This is a genomic window from Nonomuraea sp. NPDC049152 (assembly GCF_040648355.1).
Classification (GTDB): Bacteria; Actinomycetota; Actinomycetes; order Streptosporangiales; family Streptosporangiaceae; genus Nonomuraea.
This window is the reverse complement of the sequence record NZ_JBEZDO010000016.1, coordinates 159,164-180,699: the sequence shown is the minus strand read 5'-3', so window position 1 is coordinate 180,699 and position 21,536 is coordinate 159,164. Positions and strand designations below refer to the sequence as shown.

Genomic DNA, 21,536 nt, shown 5'->3' with positions numbered 1-21,536 from the left:
AGAAAGGGATCCCCGACTCCTTGGAGGCGTCATGCGTGTCGGTCTGCTGGGTTTAGGCAGGATTGGAGCTTTTCATGCCGAAACCCTGACCGCGCATCCGCTGGTGGACGACCTGATCGTGTGGGATCCGGTGCGCAGCTCCCCCTACGGGAGGGAGGGCGACCCGTTCGAGGCCGACGCGCTGGTCATCGCCACGCCCACCAGCACCCACGCCGACCTGTTGATCAAGGCGTGCCGCCTCGGGATCCCGGTCTTCTGCGAGAAACCGGTGGCTCCCACGGTCGAGGAGACGCTGAAGGTGCTGGAGGCGAGCGCGGGCAACAGGGTGCAGATCGGCTTCCAGCGCCGCTTCGACCCCGGCTACGTCGCAGCGGCGAAAGCGCTGCGCGCGGGAGAGCTCGGCGACCTGCACAGGGTCCACATGCTGACCGCCGACCCCGCGCCCCCGCCCGCTGAATACATTCCGATGTCAGGGGGCATCTACAGGGACTGCCACATCCACGACTTCGACATCCTGCGCTGGGTGACGGGCCGGGAGGTGGCAACCGTCTACGCCACGGGCGCCAACAGGGGCGCCGACTTCTTCAAGGAGGCGGGAGACGTGGACACGAGCGCGGCCCTGCTCACGCTCGACGACGGCACCCTGGTCACCGTCCAGGGTTCCAGGTACAACGGCGCGGGCTACGACGTACGCATGGAGCTGGCCGGCACCCGCCGTACCCAGGTCGTCGGCCTGGACCCGCGGGCCCCGCTGACCAGCGCCGAGGGCTTGCAGCCGCCTGGCGAGCCATGGCCCGACTTCGTCACCCGGTTCCGCGCGGCCTACGTGGCGGAGATCGACGGCTTCCTCACCGGCGACACGAGCCCGTGCACCATCGAGGACGCGCTCGCCGCTCTCTACATCGCGGAAGCCGCGGAGAAGTCGCGCGGGGAGGGCCGCGTCGTCGCCGTCGAGGAGGTCAGCCGATGAGGATCGCCGGAGCGCCGATCTCGTGGGGCGTGTGCGAGGTGCCGGACTGGGGCCACCAGCTGGAGCGTGAGCGGGTGCTCGCCGAGATGCGCTCGCTCGGGCTCACCGCCACCGAGCTCGGCCCCGATGGCTTCCTTCCGCCCTCACCCACGCACAGGAAGGCGCTGCTGGAGGAGTACGGCCTGCATGCCGTCGGCGGGTTCCTGCCGTGCGTGCTGCACGACCCAGGACACGACCCGCTGCCGGGGATGCGGGCGCGCATGCGTGACTTCGCCGAGGGCGACGTCGAGGTCATGGTGCTGGCGGCCGACAGCGGAGGCGAGGGCTACGACCAGCGACCCGACCTCAACGCCACCGGGTGGAAGACGCTGCTGGAGAACCTGGACAGGATCAGCGCCGAGGCGCGCGGCTTCGGCCGTAGGGTCGCCCTCCACCCGCACGTCGGGACCATGGTCGAGACGAGGGAGGAGGTCGAGAGGGTGGTGCAGGGCTCGGCCGTACCGCTGTGCCTGGACACCGGGCACCTGCTGATCGGCGGCACCGACCCGCTGGAGCTGACCAGGAGGGATCCGGGCAGGATCGCGCACGTCCACCTCAAGGACGTCGACAGAACGCTGGCCGAGCAGGTCAGGGACGGAAGCCTTACCTACACCCAGGCGGTGAAGGCCGGGGTCTACCGGCCTCTCGGGCAGGGTGACGTCGACATCGCCGGGATCGTGGCGGCGCTGGACAAGAGCGGCTACGAAGGCTGGTACGTCATGGAGCAGGACGTGGTGCTGTTCGACGACGGCGACGACCCGCTGGACGGCGTCCGGCAGAGCATCGCCTATCTGGAAGGCCTCGCATGATCGACGTCCTGACGATGGGACGGGTAGGGGTCGATGTCTACCCCCTTCAGGTCGGGGTGTCGCTGCGCGAGGTCGAGACGTTCGGCAAGTACCTGGGCGGCTCGCCCACGAACGTCGCGGTGGCCGCCTCGAGGCTCGGCGAGCGCGCGGCGGTGATCACCAGGACGGGCGCCGATCCGTTCGGCGCCTTCATCCACGACGCGCTGCGCTCCTACGGGGTGGACGACTCGTTCGTGACGGAGGTGGAAGGTCTGCCGACACCCGTGACGTTCTGCGAGATCCGGCCGCCCGAGGACTTCCCGCTGTACTTCTACCGCTATCCCAAGGCTCCTGACCTGGTGATACGCCCAGAGGAGCTGCCGCTCGACGCGCTCGCGACCGCCAGGTTGTTCTGGTCGACGGTCACGGGGCTGTCGGAGGAGCCTTCACGGTCCGCCCACTTCGCCGCGTGGCAGGCGCGAGGGCGGAAGACCCACACCGTGCTCGACCTGGACTACCGGCCGATGTTCTGGGACTCGGCCCAGGACGCGACGCACCAGGTGCGCAGGGCGCTCGGGCACGTCACCGTGGCCGTCGGCAACGTGGACGAGGTCGAGGTGGCCACGGGGACGCGGGAGCCGTACAAGGCGGGCAGGATCCTGCTCGAGGCGGGTGTCGAGCTCGCGGTGATCAAGCGGGGGAGCGCCGGCGTGGTCGGCATGACCGCCACGGAGAGCGTCGAGGTCCCGCCCGTCGAAGTCGAGGTCGTCAACGGGCTCGGCGCGGGCGACGCCTTCGGCGGCGCCCTCTGCCACGGCCTGCTGGCGGACTGGCCGCTGGAGCGGACGCTTCGCTTCGCCAACACCGCGGGCGCGATCGTGGCGGGACGGCTGGCCTGCGCCCCCGCGATGCCCACCGTCGAGGAGGTGCTCGCGCATGGGTGACTACCGGCAGATCCAGGAGATCAGGGCCCGCCATCCCGAGCGGATCGCGCAGGCCGCGGCGGTCCGCAGGCGCAGACCGCTGCTCGGCGAGCGCGACCAGCTGATGATCATCGCCGCCGACCATCCCGCGCGCGGCGCGCTCGGCGTCGGCGGCAGGCCGCTGGCCATGGGCAGCCGCGTCGAGCTGCTCGACCGGCTGCGCACCGCGCTGGCCAGGCCGGGCGTGGACGGCCTGCTCGCCACCCCCGACATCGTCGAGGACCTGCTCCTGCTCGGAGAGCTCGACGACAAGGTGGTCATCGGCTCGATGAACCGCGGCGGCATCCAGGGCGCGGTCTTCGAGTTCGACGACAGATTCACCGCCTATGACACGGCCTCGATCGTGCGCATGCGGCTCGACGGCGGCAAGATGCTGTGCAGGATCGCCATCGACGAGGCGGACACCGCGGCCACGCTGTCCGCCTGCTCCCAGGCGGTCAGCGAGCTGGCAGGGGAGGGACTCGTCGCCATGGTCGAGCCGTTCTGGTCGCGGCGCTCGGGTCACGACCTGACTCCCGAGGGCGTCATCAGGGCGATCAACATCGGCCAGGCGCTCGGCACCACCTCGGCCCGCACCTGGCTGAAGATCCCCGTCGTCGAGGACATGGAGCGCGTCATGCGGGCGACCACGCTGCCGACGCTGCTGCTCGGCGGCGACCCGGGCGACACGCCCGACCTGGCGTACGCCGCCTGGCGCAAGGCCCTCCGCCTGCCGGGTGTGCGTGGACTCGTGGTCGGTCGCGCGCTGCTCTACCCGCCCGACGACGACGTGGCCGCCGCCGTCGACACCGCCGTCGCGATGCTGGAGGTCCCATGACGTTCATCCCGGCAGGCAGCACCGCTCGCTCGCCGTGGGCGCTGGAGATCACCCCGGACGGCGCCGGGTGGACCTACGCGGGGCTGCGCACGCTGAACCTGTCGGGGGAGACGGTCTCCTTCGCGACGGGTTCGGAGGAGATGCTGGTCCTGCCGCTGTCCGGTTCGTGCATGGTGGAGGCCGACGGCGTACGGCTGGCGCTCGAGGGACGCCGCTCCGTCTTCGCCGCCGTCACCGACTTCGCCTACCTGCCCATCAACGCCGAGGTCAGGATCATCGGCGAAGGCAGGTTCGCGCTGCCGTCCGCGGTCGCCACCCGGCGCTTCCCCGTCCGGTACGGCCCGGCCGAGAAGGTGCCCGTCGAGATCCGCGGCGCGGGACAGGCCTCCCGCCAGGTCAACAACTTCTGCGCGCCCGACGCCTTCGAGTGCGACAAGCTCGTCTCCGTCGAGGTGCTCACGCCCGAGGGCAACTGGTCGTCCTATCCGCCGCACAAGCACGACACCGCCTCGGAGCACGAGGCGGTGCTGGAGGAGATCTACTACTTCGAGGGCGGCCCCGGCTACCAGCGCGTCTACGGGGGCCACGAGGTGATGGCCGAGGTGGCCTCGGGCGACGTGGTGCTGGTGCCGCGCGGCTACCACGGCCCCTCGATGGCGCCGCCCGGCTACGACCTCTACTACCTCAACGTGCTGGCGGGCCCCGCGCAGGAGCGGTCGATGGCCTTCTGCGACGATCCCCGTCACACGTGGATCCGCGGCACGTGGGAGCAGCAGCAGGTCGACCCCAGGCTCCCGTTCGGGAGGAACCGATGAGACTCACGGTCGCACAGGCGCTGGTGCGCTTCCTCGCCCAGCAGTACTCCGAGCGCGACGGCGTCGAACACCGGCTCATCGAGGGCTGCTTCGGGATCTTCGGTCATGGCAACGTGGCGGGGATCGGCCAGGCGCTGGCAACACAGGACGTCGCGCTGCCGTACTACCTGGCCCGCAACGAGCAGGCGATGGTCCACACGGCCGTCGGGTTCGCCAGGATGCGGGATCGGATGTCCACCTTCGCCTGCACCTCCTCCATCGGCCCCGGCGCGACGAACATGGTCACGGGGGCGGCGCTGGCGACCATCAACAGGATCCCCGTGCTGCTGTTGCCCGGCGACATCTTCGCCACCAGGGTCGCCAACCCGGTGCTCCAGGAGCTGGAGGACCCGCGCTCCCTCGACGTCAGCGTGAACGACGCGTTCAAGCCGGTCTCGCGCTATTTCGACCGGATCAACCGGCCCGAACAGCTTCCCTCCGCGCTCATGCAGGCCATGCGGGTGCTCACCGACCCCGCCGAGACCGGCGCGGTCACCCTCGCGCTGCCCCAGGACGTGCAGGCCGAGGCCTACGACTGGCCCGCCGCGCTCTTCGAGCGGCGGGTCTGGCACGTGGCTCGCCCCGCGCCCGAACCGGCGGCGCTGGCCCGCGCGGTCGCGCTCCTGCGCTCCTCCTCGCGGCCGCTTGTCGTCGCCGGCGGTGGCGTGATCTACAGCGGCGCGACCGACGCGCTGCGCGCCTTCTCCGCCGACCACGCCGTTCCCGTGGCCGAGACCCAGGCGGGCAAGGGCGCGATGCCGTGGGACTCGCCGCTGGCCGTCGGAGCCATCGGTCACACCGGTACGGCCGCCGCCAACGAGCTGGCCCGCACGGCCGACCTCGTCATCGGCGTCGGGACCAGGTACACCGACTTCACCACGGCCTCACGGACGCTGTTCGGCGGGGCGCGCTTCCTCAACGTCAACGTGACGGCGTTCGACGCGGCCAAGAACGGCGCGGTCATGCTCGTCGCCGACGCCCGCTCCGCCCTCGAGTCGCTGAGCGTGCCCGGGTGGCGGGCCGACCCCGAGTGGACCACTCTGGCGGGCTCGCTGGCCGAGTCCTGGTGGTCCTCGATCAGCGCGGACGCCTCGCTCACCCAGGAGGCGGTGCTGGAGGAGCTGTGGGAGGCCATGCACCCGACCGACGTCGTGGTGAACGCGGCGGGCTCGATGCCAGGCGACCTCCACAGGCTGTGGAGGCCGCGCGACGTGAAGGGCTACCACGTCGAGTACGGCTACTCCTGCATGGGTTACGAGATCGCGGGCGGGCTCGGCGTGAAGCTCGCGGCGCCTTCGCGTGAGGTGTTCGTCCTGGTCGGTGACGGGTCGTACCTGATGATGGCGCAGGAGATCGCCACGGCGGTCCAGGAGGAGGTGAAGCTGGTCGTCGTCCTGGTGGACAACCACGGCTTCGCCTCCATCGGCAACCTGTCGGAGTCCGTCGGGGCGCGGCGGCTCGGCACCGCCTACCGGATGCGGGGGCCTTCGGGGCAGCTCGACGGGGCCTACCTGCCGGTGGACCTGGCGGCCAACGCGGCCAGCCTGGGCGCGGACGTGCTCAGGGCCGACGACCGGGAGTCGCTGCGGGCGGCGCTGGTGAAGGCCAGGGAGGCGGCCCGGACGACGGTCGTGTACGTGGAGACGCTACCCGGAGGGTCGGCGCCCTCGTCGGGGGCGTGGTGGGACGTGCCGGTCGCCGAGGAGCCCGGCGAGATCCACGACCGCTACCGGGAGGCCAAACGTCACCAACACCCCTACCTATGACCCCCGAAGGGACCTCGCACCCACCGCCCGGCGCGCCGGTCCCTTCCCCATTTCCCACGCTCTCGCTCTCGCGTCCTGTCCGGCCCGCGGTTCCCCGGTCTCCTGAGCCGGGGTTCTCCCAAGGACCCCAGCCGTCGACGGACCCGCGGGGTTCAGGCCGTGGGCTGGGGTTGGGGGCGCGGCTCGAACCCGCGAGCCAGCACCACGATCACCGCCGCCAGCACCAGCGGCGCCCCGAACGCCATCCGCATGTCCGAGAAGTCGGCGATCCCGCCCACCAGCGCCGCCCCCACGATGAACCCGACGTAGTTGAACAGGTTGACCCGCGCGATCGCCACCCCCGTCCCCACGGGATCCAGGCGCCCCGCCGCGGAGAACGACTGCGGCGCGACCACCGCGAGGCCCATCCCCGTCAGCCCGAACGCCACGATCGCCAGCGGCTGGGAAGGCGCGAACACCACTCCGGCGAATCCGACCGTCGCGATCGCGCCACCGATGCGCACGATCGCCGCCGGGCCGTACCGCCGCACGGTGAGGTCGCCGCCGAGCCGTACGAGAAGCGTCGCCGCCTGGTAGGCCCCGTACGCCAGCGGCACCACGCTCGCGCTCGCGGACAGCATGTTCTCCATGAAGACGCCGTGGAAGTTGGAGACGGCGGCGTCCCCGACGTACAGGAAGCCCATGGCGAGGCAGAGCGGGATGATCGGTCCCCACGGGACGCGGCCTGACGCGGCGGCGACCGCGTCCTCGACCTTCTCCTCCGCGATCGTGCACAGGTGGGGCGCGGCCAGAAGCGATCCCGCGACGGCGAGCGCCATCGGGATGGCCATCATCACGGGCATCGTGAGGCCGAGCCCGTTGGCCAGCGACACCCAGAGCGCGCCGGCCAGGCTCGTCGCGCTCCACGCCGCGTGGAAGCCGTTGAGTACCGCTCTGCCGTACAGGCGCTCGACGGCCACGCCCTGCATGTTCATGCCCGCGTCGACCGCGCCGACCGCCAGCCCGAACAGGACCAGCGCGGCCACCAGCTGCGGGACGTCGGCGGCGAGGCCCGCGGCGACCACGGACACGGCGACCGCGGGCTGCGACAGCCGCAGCAGCCACTTGCTGCCCTTGCGCGCGGCGAGGGTGCCCGCCGTGACGCTGCCCGCCCCTGCCAGCACGGGCACCACGAGCAGGAGTAGGGTGAGATCGCCTTCGCTGAGGCCGTGCTTGTTCTGCAGGGCGGCGACCTGGGTCAGGAGCGTCGCGAAGCTGAGACCCTGCACGGCGAAGACCGCGAACGTGGCCATTCTGGCCTGGCGGTAACGCACGGATACCTCCCTGCTCGGGGGGAAACATGAGGCTGCGTCAGGTTATTCCTCGCTCCGTCCTTTCCGCTAGATCCCTGCGATCCGAGCAGTTGTTAGGGTGACCGGGTGCGTCGACGGGGATATGCGTCAGGCGAGGCCAGGCGCGAGCGGATCCTCGCGCTGGCTCTCCAGGAGTTCGCGGAGTACGGCTATCGCGGGGCCTCGCTCGCCAGGATCGCCGAGCGGGCCGAGCTCACACAGGCGGGGCTGCTCCACCACTTCAGGAGCAAGGAGCTGCTGCTCGTCGCCGTCCTGGAGTACCGCGACGAGATCGACGCGCGCAGGTTCGACCTGGAGCAGGCGGGCGGGGTGGCGGCGCTGCGGGCGCTGGCCGACGTGGTCGACTACAACTCCAGGGTCCCCGGGCTGGTCCAGCTCTTCTCGGTGATCAGCGGGGAGGCCGTCACGGCCGACCATCCGGGGCACGCCTGGGCACGGGCCCGCTATCGGCGGCTACGGCAGGCGCTCGCCGACGCGTTGCGGCGAGCGGCCGGCAGCGGGGAGCTTCGCGCGGACCTCGACGCGGAGGCGCACGCGGACCGGGTGATCGCCATGATGGACGGCCTGCAGACGCAGTGGCTGATCGACCCCGAACGGGTGGACATGGCGGCGCTCTTCAGGGGTTACGTCGACGACCTGATCGAGAGCCTGAAACCGTCCTGACCCCTACCGGCCGGCCTCGGTCGCGGGCCTCGTGCCGTCGACAGGTCGCAGGGGCGCGGGGCCGTTCGTCACCGCTCTGGAGGCCGCCCACACGCCCAGCGCGATCAGCGCGCCCACCTCGGTGACCGCCAGCCCCCGCTCGACCAGCCCGAGCGGCATGACTCGCCACCACGCCATGCCGTTGCTGTTCCCGATCGCGATCATCGTCGCGATGCCGGCCACCCACAACAGCGACGCGCCGCCCAGGACGAAGGCCGCCAGCGCCGCCCGAGGATGCTTCCGCCACGTCCGCGCGATCAGCATCGCCGCCACGGGCAGGCACAGGAACGCGACGAAGCTGCCCACGCGATGGATGCTGCCGCTCACGCTGGGCCCTACCGACCAGTCGTGCTTGGGGAACCACGCCACCACCAGCAGGCCGAGGCTCCAGCCCAGGAGCGCGACCAGTCCCAGCGCTCCCGCCAGCCGTCTGCGCAGCAGCGACACCCCGATCGCCAGGGATCCCATGGCCAGCAGCGCCACCCCGAGCCCGAAGACCCAGGCCTCGTCGCCGAGCCCGTGCTCGCTGATCGTCCGTCGGAGCGGGTTGATCTCGCCGAGGTAGGCGATGTCCAGCCCGGCGATGACGACAGCGCCCGCCGCCACGGCGGCCAGTCCTGCTCGTGCGGGTCCGTGCACGACCGCTCCTTTCGCCGTTCGTGCCGGTTCCAACGGCAGGGAATCGTGATCGATTCCCTCTTCTTGAACTCTCAAGAAAGTCTGCTACGTTTCCATGAGAGTTCAAGTAATTGGGGAGAGACCATGAACATCGGTGGCGACCTTGACGTGACCCGCGTCGGCTTCGGCGCGATGCGTCTGGCGGACTCCGCCATCTGGCAAGGACCGGCTGACCGTCAGGGCGCCTTGTCGGTGCTGAGGCGTGCGGTGGAGCTGGGGGTGAACTTCTTCGACACCTCCGACGCCTACCCCCTGGGCGCCAACGAAGAGCTGATCGCCGAGGCCCTGCACCCCTATGCCGACGACCTGGTGATCGCCACGAAGGCCGGTGTGACCAGGCCGACCCCTGAGGCCTGGGTGCCGCTCGGCAGGCCCGAGTACCTCAAGCAGCAGGCCGAGCTGAGCCTGCGCCGGTTGCGCCTCGACCGGATCGATCTGAAGGCGATGCCGACCAGCATGGGCGCGCAGCCGTACACGCCGGCCTTGGCGGCCAGCCACGACGCCGCGCGCCGCGGATCGGGAGCGCTGTGTGTCGGCGTCTGGGGGCGGGCGCGGTTATCGTCGGTAGTGTGAACGAGCGTTGGCTTCCCCGCCTGCAGGAGGTCGGTGAGCGGCTGGCCGAGGAAATCGTCTCGGCGCGGCGGCCGAAAACGACCGAAGGACCGCAACCACACGAGCTCCGCGCATCCGACGCCGATCGCGACAGAGTGGCGCAGGTGCTGAACGAGGCGGCCGCCGACGGGCGGCTCGGCATGGACGAGTTCGACGAACGGCTGACCGCGCTCTACAACGCGCGCACGCTGGGCGAGCTGGCGGGGCTGACCGCCGACCTGCTGCCCGCCGACGAGCAGCCCTTCAGGCTGGACGGGCGGCCCGTGTCGGCGATCTTCAAGCAGGAGCAGCGCGAGGGGCGGTGGGTGGTGCCCGCCGAGCTGCCCGTGACGGCGATGTTCGGGACGACCAAGCTCGACCTGCGGGACGCGATCATGCAGAACCGGCGGGTGGTGATCAACGCGACGCTGATGTTCGGCGGGCTGGAGATCCACGTGCCGGAAGGGGTCGAGGTCATCCGGGTGTCGAAGGACAAGACGGTGCGGCTGACGCGGGAGCAGGCCGATCCCGACTGCCCGGTGATCGAGGTGCGGACGTCGAACTTCCTCGGAGAGGTCAAGGTCAAGGAGCCTCCCAAGCGCAAGCGCCGCCGCTGACCCGCGGGACGCCGGCCCCCTGGAACGGAGGCCGGCGGCGCGCGCGGAGAACGTACGGCTCAGCCGGCCGTGTCGAAGTTGATCGCGCTGTAGGCGCGCAGCTTCCACAGCTGGTGCTCGCTCTCCACCTTGCGGATCGTTCCAGACCGCCCCCGCATGACCAGCGAGCTCGTCACCGCCGCCCCGCCGCGGAACCGGACCCCGTGCATCAGCTCGCCCTGCGTGATCCCGGTCGCCGCGAAGAACACGTCGTCCGAGGTGACCAGGTCGTTCGTGGTCAGCACCCTGTTCAGGTCGTGCCCGGCGTCGAGGGCCCGCTGCCGCTCGGCCTCGTCCTGCGGCCAGAGCTTGCCCTGGATGACCCCGCCCAGGCACTTGATCGCGCAGGCGGCGATGACGCCCTCCGGCGTACCGCCGATGCCGAGCATGAGGTCGACGCCGGTGCCCGCGCGGGCGGCCATGATCGCGCCCGCCACGTCCCCGTCGGTGATGAACTTGATCCGCGCCCCGGTCTCCCTGATCTCCTTGACGATCTGCTCGTGGCGGGGCCGGTCGAGGATGACGACCGTGACGTCGGCGGCGGAGCACCCCTTCGCCCTGGCCACGGCCCTGACGTTGTTGGCGACGGGCGCGTTGATGTCCACCGCGTCGGCCGCCTCCGGCCCGGTGACCAGCTTCTCCATGTAGAAAACGGCGGACGGGTCGTACATCGAGCCGCGCGAGCTCACCGCGATCACCGAGATCGCGTCGGGCATGCCGAGCGCCGTCAGCCTGGTCCCGTCGATCGGGTCGACGGCCACGTCGCACTCGGCGCCGCTGCCGTCGCCGACCTGCTCGCCGTTGAACAACATCGGCGCGTGGTCCTTCTCGCCCTCGCCGATCACGACGACACCGTTCATCGACACCGTGCTGATCAGCTGGCGCATCGCGTTGACAGCGGCTCCGTCGGCGCCGTTCTTGTCGCCACGGCCGACCCACCGGGCCGCGGCCATCGCCGCCGCCTCGGTGACCCTGACCAGTTCCAGCGCCAAGTTACGATCGGGTGCGTGCTCGCCCGTGGCAAGGGCTGGAGGAACGGACGTCTCGGACATGGTGATGAGCCTCCTCGTGGGACAACTGACTCGATCGTAGTTGCCCCTCCATGCCCGGTCAGCGGAGGATAATGTGCCTGCCATGAGCAGCGATGTGGAACGCCTGGCGACAGGACGCGGTGCCGCCACCCGCGCGGCCCTTCTCGACGCGGCTCGCGAGGTGTTCGTCGAGAAGGGGTTCGCCGAGGCGGGCGTCACCGACGTGGTCGCCAAGGCGAAGGCCAGCGTCGGCAGCCTCTACCACCACTTCTCCGGCAAGGCCGACCTCTACCTGACGCTGTTCGAGGAGTTCCAGACCCGGCAGACCCAGCGCACCAAGCAGGCGGCGCGCGAGGTGCGCGCGGCGGGCGAGGCCGACCCGATGCGGGTGTTCCTCGCCGCCGCCCACGCCTACCTCGCGGGCTCGCTGGAGGAGCGCGAACTGGCGGCGCTGTTCCTGCGCGGTGACGGGCCTCCCGGGTTCGAGGTCATCATGCGCGACAGGCTGCGCACCTGGGCAAAGCGCAACGCGGTGCTGTTCGAGGACGACGAAGGCGCCCTGGTCGTGGTCGTGACGGGGGCCCTGGCCGCGGCCGTGTCCGAGGTCGTGCTGTCGGAGGACGAGTCCGCGGCGCGCCGCCTGGCCGACGACGTGCTGGCCATCATCGGGCAGATCAGGCCGGTCACTTCGGCGGGCGGCGCCTCCACCGGGTAACCTCGCCATTCGTGCGACGGTTCACTCAAGGTTTCTACGGCTACGCGTTCGCCCTGCTCGTCTGCCTGGCGCTCGCCGTGATCATTGTGGTGTCCGCGCCCACGGGCAGGCAGGGGCAGCACGTCCCCCGCCTCGACTACGCGATCACGGTGGCCAACTACAACAGGTCGGTGCCGTACGAGGTGTGGGCGCCCGCCAAGGACCCCACCGACTGGATCCCCAACAGCAACAGGATCACCAAGGGCGCCGACGGCTCGTCCGTGCTGTCGATCGGCTACGCCACGGCACCCGACGCCGAGGACGAACGCCACCACGCGATGATCGTCCAGGGCGCGGAGAAGCCCGCCGCCGCGTTCGCCAGCCGTATCGCCAACTCCGACAAGTCCATCGGAACCGTGCAGATCGCGGGCGGCAACTGGGAGAAGCGGTTCCGTGAGGACAAGAACCAGCGCACGCTGGTCCGCTTCCTGCCCGACGCCACACTGATGGTCACGGGCACCGCCGACTGGCCCGAGCTCACCACGCTCGCCTCCACGCTCAAGTCCCAACCCAAACCCACCAACTGACGCCCCCGGCCTCCGCCTTCTCTCACCCGAGGTCGCGACATCCGCTTCCTCTCGCTGAGGGTGCGGGCGGCCGCTTTCGACCCGTTTCCGCCCGCCTCTACCTCGCCACGGACGACATCCGCGCCGACGTTGAGCGGTTGAGGGAGCGGGGCGTGGAGATCGTCGACGAGCCGCAGCTGATCTACACCGACGACGGCACCTTCGGCTCGGCGGGGTCGGAGGTGTGGCTGGCGGGGTTCAAGGACTCCGAGGGAAATGTGCTCTGCTTGATCACATGAGGATCACCAAATACACCCATGCGTGCGTCCGGCTCGAACAGGACGGCCGGGTGCTGGTCATCGACCCCGGCGTCTGGAGCGAGCCGTCGGCGTTGGACGGGGCCGACGCCGTCCTGGTCACGCACGAGCACGGCGACCACATCGACGTGTTGCGGCTGCTCGGGGCGGGCGTGCCGGTGTTCGGGCCAGGGTCGCTGCGCGGCCTGCCGTACACGCCGGTGGGGGTGGACGAGGAGTTCACCGCGGCGGGCTTCAGGGTGCGGGCCGTCGGCGGGCGGCACGCGCCCATCTACGGCGGCCAACCGGACTGCCCCAACCTCGGTTACGTCGTCGACGACGCCGTCTACCATCCTGGCGACTCCGTCCACGTGCCCGAGGAGCCGGTGGAGACGCTGCTGGTGCCGCTGCAGGCCTCGTGGCTCAAGGCGGTGGAGGCGATCGACTTCGTCAAGGCGGTAGGGCCCGAGCGGGCGTTCGGCATCCACGACGGGCAGGTCAACGAGCGCGGGCTCGGCAGCCTGAACGCGTGGCTGGAGGGCGAGACCGGCTGCTATCGCTGGCTCGCTCCCCGCGAGACCGCCTGACCCCGCCGCCCGAGCCGCTGTCCGACTGAGCGCCTGCCTGCGGCATCACGGCCGTGCCGGCGCCCGCCCAAGCGCCTGACCCTCTGCCCTGGCGGCCCTTCGGTTGAGCGTCTGCCTGTGGCAGCACGGGCGGCCCTCGTCAGAGCGCTTGGGCCCGCTGCCATCGGCGAGCCGGTTCGGTTGAGGGCGCGGGAGCGTCACAGTAGGCGCAGCAGGTCGTCCATGCCGGTCTTGATCGCCTCGGCCGTCATCCCGCGCTCGGACTGCTGGTGGCTGATCAGGGAGGCGTTGATCGGGGCGAGCAGCGCGTCGGCGAGGAACCGGGCGTCCGCTCCGGGCCGGGCCTGGGCGAGCAGCGTGGCCAGGTGCGTGTGGTGGACCCTGTAGGGGCCGCCGAACCTGGCGCTGGGCGGCCCCGACTCCAGCTGCAGGAACAGCTCGCGCTGCGACACCTTCCTGTCGACCAGCGCGTGCAGGAACGCGCGGACCCGCTCGGCGGGCGGCGCGCCGGGGCCGACGGGCGGCGGGCCCGTCATGAACGCGGCCTGGAACTCCCGCTCCTGCGCGTCGATGAGCGCGTAGATCAGCCCCGTGCGGTCGCCGAAGCGGCGGTAGACGGTCCCGACTCCGACGTTCGCCTCGCGGGCCACCTCGTCGAGGGAGAGGTTGTCCGCGCCGTGTGTTGCGATCATCCGGGCCGCCACCTCGATGATCTTCTGTCGATTGCGCGCGGCGTCCGCCCGTTCGGCCGGGGGCTGCCCTGCGATCGGCAGTTCACGGGTCATCGCCGCATCATAGTCCCTTGTAAGTGGAGAGTTCTCCGGTTAGTCTACGAGACCGGAGAGATTTCCGCTTATGGGGAGGCTTCGCATGTCGTCCGAGTTCAACCAGAAGATCATCGAGGAGTTCCGTGCGAACGGTGGCCAGGTCGGCGGCCACTTCCAAGGGTCCTCGCTGGTGCTGCTGTCCACCACCGGTGCGAAGAGCGGCAAGCGCGTCACGACGCCGGTGATGTACGTGCGCGACGGCGACAGGATCGTGATCATCGCTTCCAACGCGGGTGGGGACAACCACCCAGCCTGGTACCACAACCTGCTCGCCAACCCGGACGTGACGGTGGAGCTCGGGGCCGAGACCTTCGAGGCCAAGTCCGAGCTGATCGAGGGCGACGAGCGGGACCGCCTCTACGCGGAGATGGTCGCCATCGCGCCCACCTTCGCCGACTACGAGGCCAAGACCAGCCGCCGGATCCCCGTTGTGGCCCTCAACCGCGCCGCCTAGGAGAGGCGCCCGGATCCCCGTGGTGGCGGACAACCGCGCCGCCTGGAGGACGCGCCGGATCCCCGTGGTGGTCCCTAGCCTGTAGTCGGCCCCTTGACCGCCCCCTAGAAGGGGCGGTCGTCGTCCTGCTGGCTGGGCTCGGCCCTGCGCGCCATGGCGGCGGCCAGCTTCACCCTCGCGCCCTGAAGCCATTCCTCACAGATCGCGGCCAGCTTCTCGCCGCGCTCCCACAGCTCGATCGACTGCTCCAGGGTGAGGCCGCCTGTCTCGAGGCGGCGCACCACCTCGGTCAGCTCCTCGCGTGCCTGTTCGTACGACGGCGTCTCGTTCTTAGCCACCGCACCACCCTAGGGCGCGTACCCGACAGAATCGCCCCACGACCGCACGCCGCGTCGAAGGACGGCGAGGACGCAGTCTGCTTGCTCCGCCGCGTGGAGGGGCGACACCGACCTCGCGTGCCGCCTCAGATCGGTCGGCCGGGCCGGGTCGGGTCGGTGGCGGCGGCCCGGCCCGGTCGATGTCGCCTTCGGTGCGTGAACGCGTCAGGTCTCGTCGTCAGGGTGGGCCGGGTCGGGGAGAGACGCGGGGGCGGCCGAGTCGGTGGCGGAGGTCGGGTCGGCTGGGTCGGCGGTTACCGCGATCCTGCCGTCCGTGAGGCGGATCGTCAGCTGGTCGCCCGGCGAAACGTCCCGCGCCAGCCGTACGACGTCTCCCGACGGATGTTGCACGATCGCGTAGCCGCGCTCCAACGTCGCCGCGGGGGACAGCGCCACGAGCCTGGCGCGCAGGTGGGTGAGGTCGTCGGCGGCACGATCGAGGGAGCCGCCCATCACGCGCCTGGCTCGTTCGCGCAGCGCGTCGACCTGCTCGGCGCGCCGTTCGAGCTCCCTGACGGGGTCGGCGAGGGACGGACGGGAGCGCACCGACGTGAGCCACGCCATCTCCCTGTCGAGCCACCCGCCCATCACGCGCCGCCCACGGTCGCGCAACTGCCTGATGAGCGTGAGCTGCTCGCCGACATCGGGCACGACCTTCTTCGCCGCATCAGTGGGCGTGGACGCGCGCACGTCGGAGACCAGGTCCAGCAGCGGGCTGTCCTGCTCGTGGCCGATGGCGCTGACCACGGGGGTACGGCAGGCCGACACCGCGCGCACCAGCGACTCGTCGGAGAACGGCAGCAGGTCCTCGAGCGACCCCCCGCCACGGGCGATGACGATGACGTCGACCTCGGAGTCGGCGTCGAGCTTGCGCAACGACTCGGTGACCTCGCCGACCGCGTACGGCCCCTGCACCGCCACCTGCTCCACCTTGAACCGCACGGCGGGCCACCGGCGGCGGGAGTTCTCCAGCACGTCGCGCTCGGCGGCCGAGTCGCGACCGCAGATCAGGCCGATCGTCCCGGGCAGGAACGGCAGGCGGCGCTTGCGGTCGGCGCTGAACAGCCCCTCGGCGGCCAGTACCTGGCGCAGCCGTTCGAGCCTGGCCAGCAGCTCGCCCACGCCGACCGGGCGGATCTCCAGGGCGGTGAAGGCGAACGAGCCGCGGTTGACCCAGAAATCGGGCTTGACGTTGACCACGACCCGAGCCCCGTCGGCTGGACGGGGCATCGTGGCCTCGTAGACCCCGCGGGGGCAGGTCACCCTGGCGGAGACGTTGGCGACGGGGTCGCGCAGCGTCATGAACACCGTGCCGCCCCTCGCGGTCAGCTCGGTGATCTGGCCCTCCACCCACACCGTGCCCAGCTTGCCGATCCATCCCGCGACCATCTGCAGGACCGTGCGGACCGGCAGCGGTTGCTCCGGTGTGGTTTTCGCGCTCATGACAACGAAGGGTATGGGGCGCGACCGACTATTCGGCGGCTCCCAGCTTGGCGAGGCGGTTCTCGTACATGCGGATGACGTCCGCGCGGGCCGTGGTGGCCTTCTCGTAGGCGAGCAGCTCCTCCATCTGGGCGACGGACTTGCCGCGCATCCTGGCCCGCAGGGAGGCGACGCTGAGGTCGGCGTACCCGGCGAGCGGCTCGACCAGCTCGACCGTCTCCGCGGCGGCGGAGGTGGTGGCCTGTACGGCCTTCGCCAGCTCGCCGTCCTCGGCCTCCGCCTTGGCGGCCTCGACCACAGACTCGACCGCCGGCTCGGCGACGGCCTGGGGCGCGGCGGCCTTCCGGGCCTTCGCGGGCTTGGCCGCGGTCTTCGGCTTGGCGGGCTTCGCGGCGGCCTCAACCTCGGGCTCGACGACGCTCTCAGCCTTGGGCTTGGCGACGGACTCAGCCTTGGGCTTGGTGGCAGTCTCAGCCTTGGGCTTGGCGGCGGGCTCCGCCTTGACGGGCTCGGTCACGACGACCTTCGAGGCGGTCTCGGGCTCGGTCTCGGGCTCGGCGACCTTCGCCGCGGGCTTGGCGGGCTCGGTTTTCTGCTCGGCGAGGTTCGCGGCGGGGGCGGCCGTGGCCTCGGCGGCCTTGGGGGTCGGCTCGGCGACAGGTTCGGCGGTCTTGGCGGCGGAGCCGTTCGCCGACCCCTCCTTCGACGGCGTGAAGATGACCGGCTCGGGGCGCTCGGCCTCGGTCTTCTCCTTGCGCGGCGCGAAGATGACCGGCTCCCTGCGCGCCGGCTTCTCCTCCTCCGCCGTGTCCGTCGCGGACACCTGCTGTGCCGCCACCGAAGGACGCTCGCTCTCGTCGTCCTCCCTGCTTCCCAGCCCCTTGACGGCGTTCTTCATGCGGTCGGCGAACAGCATCGCCTGGCCAGCGGCGCTCAGCGTGGTCTGGATGACGAAGAGCGGGAGGTCCTTCGCCTTCTCCTTGAGCTCTTCACGGTTGGTGACAGTTTTAGCGATGTTGCGGACAACGTCACTGAGAGACATGCCGGCTCCCTGGGAGGTCTATTGTGGGCGGCCAGTCTGGCAAACTTCCGCGCATGCGTGCACGGGCGGGCCGGGTGGCCTCTTCCACGTAGCATAGGAACATGGAGCCAAAGACCCCCGCCCGACGTGTACTCGTAGCCAAACCGCGCGGTTACTGTGCTGGAGTGGACCGTGCAGTCGAGGCGGTCGAAAAGGCCCTCGAACAGTACGGAGCGCCCGTTTACGTGCGCAAACAGATCGTGCACAACACCCACGTCGTCAAAACGCTCGAAGAACGCGGCGCGATCTTCGTCGAGGAGACGGCGGAGGTCCCCGAGGGCGAGATCGTGGTCTTCTCCGCGCACGGCGTCTCCCCGATGGTCCACGCCGAGGCCGAGCAGCGGCAGCTGCGCACGATCGACGCGACCTGCCCGCTCGTCACCAAGGTCCACAACGAGGCCAAGCGGTTCGCGAGCCAGGACTACGACATCCTGCTCATCGGGCACGAAGGCCACGAAGAGGTCGAGGGCACCGCGGGTGAGGCGCCCGACCACATCCAGCTCGTCGACGGCCTCGACTCCGTCGACCGGATCGAGGTGAAGGACCCGAGCAAGCTGGTGTGGCTGTCCCAGACGACGCTCTCGGTCGACGAGACCATCGAGACGGTCACCAAGCTCAAGGAGCGCTTCCCCACGCTGATCGACCCGCCGAGCGACGACATCTGCTACGCCACCCAGAACCGCCAGGTCGCGGTGAAGGAGATCGCGGCGCAGGCCCAGCTCGTCATCGTGGTCGGCTCGGACAACTCGTCCAACTCCAAGCGCCTGGTCGAGGTCGCTAAGGGGTTCGGCGCGGCGTCCTACCTGGTGGACAACGCCTCCCTCATCCAGGACGAGTGGCTGGACGGAGTCACCACGGTCGGCGTGACCAGCGGTGCGTCGGTGCCCGAGGAACTGGTCGACGAGGTGCTGTCGTACCTGGCCGGGCACGGGTTCGGCGACGTCGAGGAGGTCGAGTCGGTGAAGGAGAGCATGCGTTTCGCCTTGCCGCACGAGCTCCGCAAGGACCTCAGGGTCGGCTGACGTCCTCTCGCGTGCGGGGTAGCGCTCCACGGGGAGCGCCTCCCCGCGTGGACGGCGCGGGTCTTCGGACCCGCCATGCTTCCCACTAGCACAAGCCCTCCGGGCCTGCCGACTTTCCAAGCGCGAGCCCTCCAGCCTGCCGACTGCCCGTGCACAAGCCGCGATCGGCGTTGTGCGACGGTGGCGTCTTCCCACGGGCCGGTGGGTGCCGCACATCGGGGCTGTGGGCGTTCCCGCGGGGCGGTGGGTGCCGGAGCGTGGGGGCTGTGGCGGGTCCGGTCCTGCGCGTACGGCGGGCCGTACCGGATCGGGTGGCTATTCGTCGAGGGTGCGGGGCGAGCCGTACACCTTGGGCTCGAAGTATCCCTCGGGCTCCGGCGCGAAGGTCTGGTCCTTGGGCGCTCGGGGGCGGGGGACGTCCACGCCGGCCCGCAGCTCGTCGCGCAGCTCCCTGACGTTGCCCGTCAGCCCGCGCTTCCACGCGACGGCCAGCACCAGCGCCGACCCAGCGAACAGCCACGGCGCCCCGGCCGACAGGGACGTGAACAGCCCCAGCGCGAGCGCCTGCGCCACCGAGCCCTTGCCGAGCGCCCGCCCCAGCTCGACGATCAGCGTGGCGCCGAAGAACACCAGCGGTGGCGTGACGACCAGCGACAGCAGTTCGCGCGGGTTGACGAGGGTGACGCCGACCAGGCACGAGCCGATGAACGAGAGGCCGACCAGGATCGGCATGTCGAGCAGCGTGGCGAGGACGTATCCGGCCAACGTGCCGATGAGGACGAGCGCGATGGCGCCGCGGGCGGTCAGCCTGACAGCCGAACGCCTGCCTTTGTCACCCATGAGCGCGCCCCCCTTCCCGACAACCTGCCCTCATCGTGCGTCAGGACAGGTCGCCAGCCAACTTACCGTTCACGTGAGTTATCAGAGGCGAGGTTTCGAGCAGTTCGGGAGAGGCCAGCGGCCTCGGAAGGCCTTCGAGCATCTCGGGCGAGTCGAGGTCGCCGTCCACGACGCCCAGATCGTGCAGTTTGCGGGCGGTCACCAGCACCCGCGTCTCCAGCGAGCCGACCGTCTTGTTGTAGCCCTCGACGGCCCTGCTGAGGGCCTTGCCGAGCGATTCGACGTTGCGGCCGAGCGATGACAGCCGCTCGTACAGCTCCTTGCCGAGTTCGAAGACCGCGCGGGCGTTCTCGCTGAGCGCCGCCTGCTGCCACGCGTAGTGGGCGGTGCGGAGCATGGTGATCAGGGTGGTGGGGGTCGCGATGTGGACGCGCTTGGTCATTGCGTACTCGAGCAGCCCCGGGTCGCGTTCCAGCGCGGGGGCGAGGAACGCCTCGCCGGGGATGAACAGCACCACGAACTCGGGGGAGGGGTTGAACGACTGCCAGTAGGCCTTGGCGGCGAGGCGGTCGATGTGCTCGCGGACGTGCCTGGCGTGGGCGTCGAGGCGGACCGTGGCCAGGGACTCGTCGCCCGCCTCGGCGGCCTCCAGGTAGGCGGCCAGGGAGACTTTGGAGTCGACGATGATGTTCTTGCCGCCGGCCAGCCGTACGATCATGTCGGGGCGGTGGGGACCTTCGACGACCTGCTCGTCGAAGTCGCAGAAGCGCTGCATCCCCGCGATCTCGGCGACCCTGCGCAGCTGCAGCTCGCCCCAACGGCCTCTGGCCTCGGGTCGCTGCAGCGCCCTGACCAGGGCGGTCGTCTGGGAGCGGAGCTGCTCGTGGCTCTGCCGTACGAACTCCATCTGCTGCGTGAGCTCGGCCCTGGCGGCGCGCTGGCCCGACTCGGTGTCGCGCAGCTGGGCCTCCACCCGGGCCAGCAGGTCCTTCAGCGGGTCGACCAGGTGCTCGACCGCCTGCCTCCGCTGGTCGAGGTCGCCCGTCGCCTCGGCGCGGCTCGCGGCCATGCGCGTCTCGGCCAGCTCCAGGAAGCGGATGTTGTTGACGTCGAGCGCCCGCGTCGACAGGGCCTGGAAGCGCTCGGTCAGCTGCCCCTCGACGTAGACGAGCTTGTCGGCGGCGGCCTTGGCGCGGGCGTCGGCCTCCGCCACGCGTACGGCGGCGCGGGTCCTCGCCAGCAAGAAGCCGATCGCCAGTCCGATTGCGAGTCCGATGAGCAGCGAGACGACATCCATTGTTCGCATCTTTCCAGGGGGCGGCTGCGGGGGCCGTATCGACACGCCTGCCGCATTCCGCTTGTGCCGACCGCCCGCGTCACTCACAGTACCCATATGGTTACGGGTTCGAGGTTGATGGTCGCACTCGCCGCCACGGCCGTCGTCGCGGCGCTCGTGGTCGCGGCGGCCGGGGCGGTCATCGCCGCCCGCGGCCGCGACGAGGCGCGGACCGCGACGCCGACGAGCCCGTCCGCGCGGAGCGCGCTGCTCTGGACGCCCGGGGCGTGCGTCAGCAAGGCGGGGGCCAGGTTCGACCTCATCGCCTGCAACGGCGGCCACGCCGAGGTGCTGGCCATGGAGAGCGAGCCGCGCGGCTGCCCCGCCGACACCGACGAGATCGCCCGCGTCGGCCAGGCCAGGATCGCCTGCCTGCAGTACTTCGTCGAACCCCATCCCGGCGCGCGCGGCGCGGGAGGCGGCCTGCTCCGCGCGGGTGACTGCCTCGACCGCGAGGGTCGCGAGCTGCCGTGCTCCACCTCCGGCTGGTACGGCAAGGCGGTGGCCGTGGTCCCGCGCATGGGCGACTGCCCGCGCGGAACGGTCGACGCCCTCGCGATGGAAGGCCAGGCGGCGTGCCTGGGCTCCGGCGGCGGGGTGCTGGCGAAGGGAGCGTGCGTCGACGAGAAGGTGCACAGGGTCGCCTGCGGGTCGCGCCTCGCGTGGGCGCGCGTGACCGCCTTCGGCAGGTCGGGCGGCGACTGTCCTTCGGGCTCGGATCATTACGTCACGGCGCGGGGGGCGTATCGGCCCGTGACCTGCTTGCACCTCGTGGCCAGGTAAACT

24 protein-coding genes and 1 pseudogene are annotated in these 21,536 nt (G+C 70.8%); 16 read left to right on the top strand and 9 right to left on the bottom strand.

Annotated elements, in window-relative coordinates; genetic code table 11:
* Nucleotides 1-31: 31 nt before the first annotated feature.
* Genes AB0B45_RS27865 through iolD form a run of 6 tightly spaced genes read left to right on the top strand, consistent with a single transcriptional unit; the run spans nt 32 to nt 6,217 of the window.
* Nucleotides 32-970 carry a Gfo/Idh/MocA family oxidoreductase gene (locus tag AB0B45_RS27865; protein ID WP_358136152.1) on the top strand — a complete coding sequence of 313 codons (939 nt, stop codon included), beginning with the start codon at nt 32-34 and terminating at the stop codon, nt 968-970.
* The gene (locus tag AB0B45_RS27860) at nt 967-1,818 is read left to right on the top strand and encodes a TIM barrel protein (protein ID WP_358136150.1); all 852 of its coding nucleotides are present in this window, start codon (nt 967-969) and stop codon (nt 1,816-1,818) included. The genes AB0B45_RS27865 and AB0B45_RS27860 overlap by 4 nt, the downstream gene beginning before the upstream one ends.
* Nucleotides 1,815-2,741 carry a 5-dehydro-2-deoxygluconokinase gene (gene iolC / locus AB0B45_RS27855; protein WP_358136147.1) on the top strand — a complete coding sequence of 309 codons (927 nt, stop codon included), beginning with the start codon at nt 1,815-1,817 and terminating at the stop codon, nt 2,739-2,741. Before AB0B45_RS27860 ends, iolC begins: the two co-directional genes overlap by 4 nt.
* Nucleotides 2,734-3,597, top strand: coding sequence for a deoxyribose-phosphate aldolase (locus AB0B45_RS27850; RefSeq protein WP_358136145.1), 864 nt, complete (start codon nt 2,734-2,736; stop codon nt 3,595-3,597). Before iolC ends, AB0B45_RS27850 begins: the two co-directional genes overlap by 8 nt.
* Nucleotides 3,594-4,412: a 5-deoxy-glucuronate isomerase gene (gene iolB / locus AB0B45_RS27845; protein ID WP_358136142.1), complete on the top strand. Its 819-nt coding sequence runs from the start codon at nt 3,594-3,596 to the stop codon at nt 4,410-4,412. Before AB0B45_RS27850 ends, iolB begins: the two co-directional genes overlap by 4 nt.
* Nucleotides 4,409-6,217, top strand: a complete 1,809-nt coding sequence (iolD, locus tag AB0B45_RS27840; RefSeq protein WP_358136139.1) for a 3D-(3,5/4)-trihydroxycyclohexane-1,2-dione acylhydrolase (decyclizing) — start codon at nt 4,409-4,411, stop codon at nt 6,215-6,217. The genes iolB and iolD overlap by 4 nt, the downstream gene beginning before the upstream one ends.
* A 152-nt stretch (nt 6,218-6,369) precedes the next feature.
* Here iolD and AB0B45_RS27835 read toward each other — a convergent pair whose 3' ends face one another.
* Nucleotides 6,370-7,530: an MFS transporter gene (locus AB0B45_RS27835; RefSeq protein WP_358136137.1), complete on the bottom strand. Its 1,161-nt coding sequence runs from the start codon at nt 7,528-7,530 to the stop codon at nt 6,370-6,372.
* A 105-nt stretch (nt 7,531-7,635) separates the two neighbouring features.
* Between AB0B45_RS27835 and AB0B45_RS27830 the strand changes: the two genes are divergently transcribed.
* A complete protein-coding gene (locus AB0B45_RS27830) occupies nt 7,636-8,232 on the top strand; it encodes a TetR/AcrR family transcriptional regulator (protein WP_358136134.1) in 597 nt (198 codons plus the stop codon).
* A 3-nt stretch (nt 8,233-8,235) separates the two neighbouring features.
* Here AB0B45_RS27830 and AB0B45_RS27825 read toward each other — a convergent pair whose 3' ends face one another.
* On the bottom strand, nt 8,236-8,910 hold the full coding sequence (locus tag AB0B45_RS27825; RefSeq protein ID WP_358136131.1) for a DUF998 domain-containing protein: 675 nt from the start codon (nt 8,908-8,910) through the stop codon (nt 8,236-8,238).
* A gap of 123 nt (nt 8,911-9,033) precedes the next feature.
* On the opposite strand from AB0B45_RS27825, the pseudogene AB0B45_RS27820 reads away from it, so the two are divergent.
* Together AB0B45_RS27820 and AB0B45_RS27815 are read left to right on the top strand one after the other, a co-directional pair.
* Nucleotides 9,034-9,387: pseudogene (locus AB0B45_RS27820) on the top strand (aldo/keto reductase); the annotation flags it as partial.
* Nucleotides 9,388-9,518: 131 nt separating this feature from the next.
* A complete protein-coding gene (locus AB0B45_RS27815) occupies nt 9,519-10,157 on the top strand; it encodes a DUF1707 domain-containing protein (RefSeq protein ID WP_358136129.1) in 639 nt (212 codons plus the stop codon).
* A gap of 59 nt (nt 10,158-10,216) precedes the next feature.
* Here AB0B45_RS27815 and glpX read toward each other — a convergent pair whose 3' ends face one another.
* Nucleotides 10,217-11,248 (bottom strand): class II fructose-bisphosphatase, encoded by a 1,032-nt coding sequence (glpX, locus tag AB0B45_RS27810; RefSeq protein ID WP_358136126.1) that lies wholly within the window; start codon nt 11,246-11,248, stop codon nt 10,217-10,219.
* 82 nt (nt 11,249-11,330) lie between these two features.
* Here glpX and AB0B45_RS27805 point away from each other — a divergent pair, with 82 nt between their 5' ends.
* The 4 genes from AB0B45_RS27805 to AB0B45_RS27790 are packed head-to-tail and all read left to right on the top strand — an operon-like array spanning nt 11,331 to nt 13,370.
* A complete protein-coding gene (locus AB0B45_RS27805; RefSeq protein WP_358136124.1) occupies nt 11,331-11,942 on the top strand; it encodes a TetR/AcrR family transcriptional regulator in 612 nt (203 codons plus the stop codon).
* A gap of 11 nt (nt 11,943-11,953) precedes the next feature.
* Entirely contained in the window at nt 11,954-12,508 is a 555-nt protein-coding gene (locus tag AB0B45_RS27800; protein ID WP_358136121.1) for a DUF4245 domain-containing protein, read from the top strand.
* A complete protein-coding gene (locus AB0B45_RS27795; RefSeq protein WP_358136280.1) occupies nt 12,448-12,786 on the top strand; it encodes a VOC family protein in 339 nt (112 codons plus the stop codon). The genes AB0B45_RS27800 and AB0B45_RS27795 overlap by 61 nt, the downstream gene beginning before the upstream one ends.
* On the top strand, nt 12,783-13,370 hold the full coding sequence (locus AB0B45_RS27790) for an MBL fold metallo-hydrolase (RefSeq protein WP_358136118.1): 588 nt from the start codon (nt 12,783-12,785) through the stop codon (nt 13,368-13,370). Before AB0B45_RS27795 ends, AB0B45_RS27790 begins: the two co-directional genes overlap by 4 nt.
* Nucleotides 13,371-13,567: 197 nt before the next feature.
* On the opposite strand, the gene AB0B45_RS27785 is transcribed toward AB0B45_RS27790, so the two are convergent.
* On the bottom strand, nt 13,568-14,155 hold the full coding sequence (locus tag AB0B45_RS27785) for a helix-turn-helix domain-containing protein (protein WP_358136115.1): 588 nt from the start codon (nt 14,153-14,155) through the stop codon (nt 13,568-13,570).
* Nucleotides 14,156-14,240: 85 nt separating this feature from the next.
* On the opposite strand from AB0B45_RS27785, the gene AB0B45_RS27780 reads away from it, so the two are divergent.
* Nucleotides 14,241-14,651 carry a nitroreductase family deazaflavin-dependent oxidoreductase gene (locus AB0B45_RS27780; RefSeq protein ID WP_358136113.1) on the top strand — a complete coding sequence of 137 codons (411 nt, stop codon included), beginning with the start codon at nt 14,241-14,243 and terminating at the stop codon, nt 14,649-14,651.
* Between the two features lie 104 nt (nt 14,652-14,755).
* On the opposite strand, the gene AB0B45_RS27775 is transcribed toward AB0B45_RS27780, so the two are convergent.
* The 3 genes from AB0B45_RS27775 to AB0B45_RS27765 all read right to left on the bottom strand — a co-directional run bounded on the left by AB0B45_RS27775 (nt 14,756) and on the right by AB0B45_RS27765 (nt 17,513).
* A complete protein-coding gene (locus AB0B45_RS27775; RefSeq protein WP_358136111.1) occupies nt 14,756-14,989 on the bottom strand; it encodes an exodeoxyribonuclease VII small subunit in 234 nt (77 codons plus the stop codon).
* 204 nt (nt 14,990-15,193) lie between these two features.
* Entirely contained in the window at nt 15,194-16,471 is a 1,278-nt protein-coding gene (gene xseA / locus AB0B45_RS27770) for an exodeoxyribonuclease VII large subunit (RefSeq protein WP_358136108.1), read from the bottom strand.
* Between the two features lie 28 nt (nt 16,472-16,499).
* Entirely contained in the window at nt 16,500-17,513 is a 1,014-nt protein-coding gene (locus AB0B45_RS27765; protein ID WP_358136107.1) for a hypothetical protein, read from the bottom strand.
* 101 nt (nt 17,514-17,614) lie between these two features.
* On the opposite strand from AB0B45_RS27765, the gene AB0B45_RS27760 reads away from it, so the two are divergent.
* Nucleotides 17,615-18,574 (top strand): 4-hydroxy-3-methylbut-2-enyl diphosphate reductase, encoded by a 960-nt coding sequence (locus AB0B45_RS27760; RefSeq protein WP_358136104.1) that lies wholly within the window; start codon nt 17,615-17,617, stop codon nt 18,572-18,574.
* Between the two features lie 315 nt (nt 18,575-18,889).
* Here the strand turns inward: AB0B45_RS27760 and AB0B45_RS27755 are convergent, their stop codons facing one another.
* Complete coding sequence (locus tag AB0B45_RS27755) at nt 18,890-19,414, bottom strand: DUF6542 domain-containing protein (RefSeq protein WP_358136102.1); 525 nt, start codon at nt 19,412-19,414, stop codon at nt 18,890-18,892.
* Between the two features lie 40 nt (nt 19,415-19,454).
* A complete protein-coding gene (locus AB0B45_RS27750; protein WP_358136277.1) occupies nt 19,455-20,711 on the bottom strand; it encodes a DNA recombination protein RmuC in 1,257 nt (418 codons plus the stop codon).
* A gap of 96 nt (nt 20,712-20,807) precedes the next feature.
* Here AB0B45_RS27750 and AB0B45_RS27745 point away from each other — a divergent pair, with 96 nt between their 5' ends.
* Nucleotides 20,808-21,533 (top strand): hypothetical protein, encoded by a 726-nt coding sequence (locus tag AB0B45_RS27745; protein ID WP_358136099.1) that lies wholly within the window; start codon nt 20,808-20,810, stop codon nt 21,531-21,533.
* The last annotated feature ends 3 nt before the right edge of the window (nt 21,534-21,536 follow it).

Bases quoted from the DNA above. Each gene is read 5' to 3' on its own strand.
- AB0B45_RS27850 (WP_358136145.1), top strand. From the start codon at position 2,734: ATGGGTGACTACCGGCAGATCCAGGAGATCAGGGCCCGCCATCCCGAG.
- AB0B45_RS27860 (WP_358136150.1), top strand. From the start codon at position 967: ATGAGGATCGCCGGAGCGCCGATCTCGTGGGGCGTGTGCGAGGTGCCG.
- AB0B45_RS27755 (WP_358136102.1), bottom strand. From the start codon at position 19,414: ATGGGTGACAAAGGCAGGCGTTCGGCTGTCAGGCTGACCGCCCGCGGC.
- xseA (WP_358136108.1), bottom strand. From the start codon at position 16,471: ATGAGCGCGAAAACCACACCGGAGCAACCGCTGCCGGTCCGCACGGTC.
- AB0B45_RS27805 (WP_358136124.1), top strand. From the start codon at position 11,331: ATGAGCAGCGATGTGGAACGCCTGGCGACAGGACGCGGTGCCGCCACC.
- AB0B45_RS27790 (WP_358136118.1), top strand. From the start codon at position 12,783: ATGAGGATCACCAAATACACCCATGCGTGCGTCCGGCTCGAACAGGAC.
- iolB (WP_358136142.1), top strand. From the start codon at position 3,594: ATGACGTTCATCCCGGCAGGCAGCACCGCTCGCTCGCCGTGGGCGCTG.
- AB0B45_RS27765 (WP_358136107.1), bottom strand. From the start codon at position 17,513: ATGTCTCTCAGTGACGTTGTCCGCAACATCGCTAAAACTGTCACCAAC.
- AB0B45_RS27760 (WP_358136104.1), top strand. From the start codon at position 17,615: ATGGAGCCAAAGACCCCCGCCCGACGTGTACTCGTAGCCAAACCGCGC.
- glpX (WP_358136126.1), bottom strand. From the start codon at position 11,248: ATGTCCGAGACGTCCGTTCCTCCAGCCCTTGCCACGGGCGAGCACGCA.
- AB0B45_RS27780 (WP_358136113.1), top strand. From the start codon at position 14,241: ATGTCGTCCGAGTTCAACCAGAAGATCATCGAGGAGTTCCGTGCGAAC.
- AB0B45_RS27785 (WP_358136115.1), bottom strand. From the start codon at position 14,155: ATGACCCGTGAACTGCCGATCGCAGGGCAGCCCCCGGCCGAACGGGCG.
- iolC (WP_358136147.1), top strand. From the start codon at position 1,815: ATGATCGACGTCCTGACGATGGGACGGGTAGGGGTCGATGTCTACCCC.
- iolD (WP_358136139.1), top strand. From the start codon at position 4,409: ATGAGACTCACGGTCGCACAGGCGCTGGTGCGCTTCCTCGCCCAGCAG.
- AB0B45_RS27750 (WP_358136277.1), bottom strand. From the start codon at position 20,711: ATGGATGTCGTCTCGCTGCTCATCGGACTCGCAATCGGACTGGCGATC.
- AB0B45_RS27865 (WP_358136152.1), top strand. From the start codon at position 32: ATGCGTGTCGGTCTGCTGGGTTTAGGCAGGATTGGAGCTTTTCATGCC.
- AB0B45_RS27745 (WP_358136099.1), top strand. From the start codon at position 20,808: ATGGTTACGGGTTCGAGGTTGATGGTCGCACTCGCCGCCACGGCCGTC.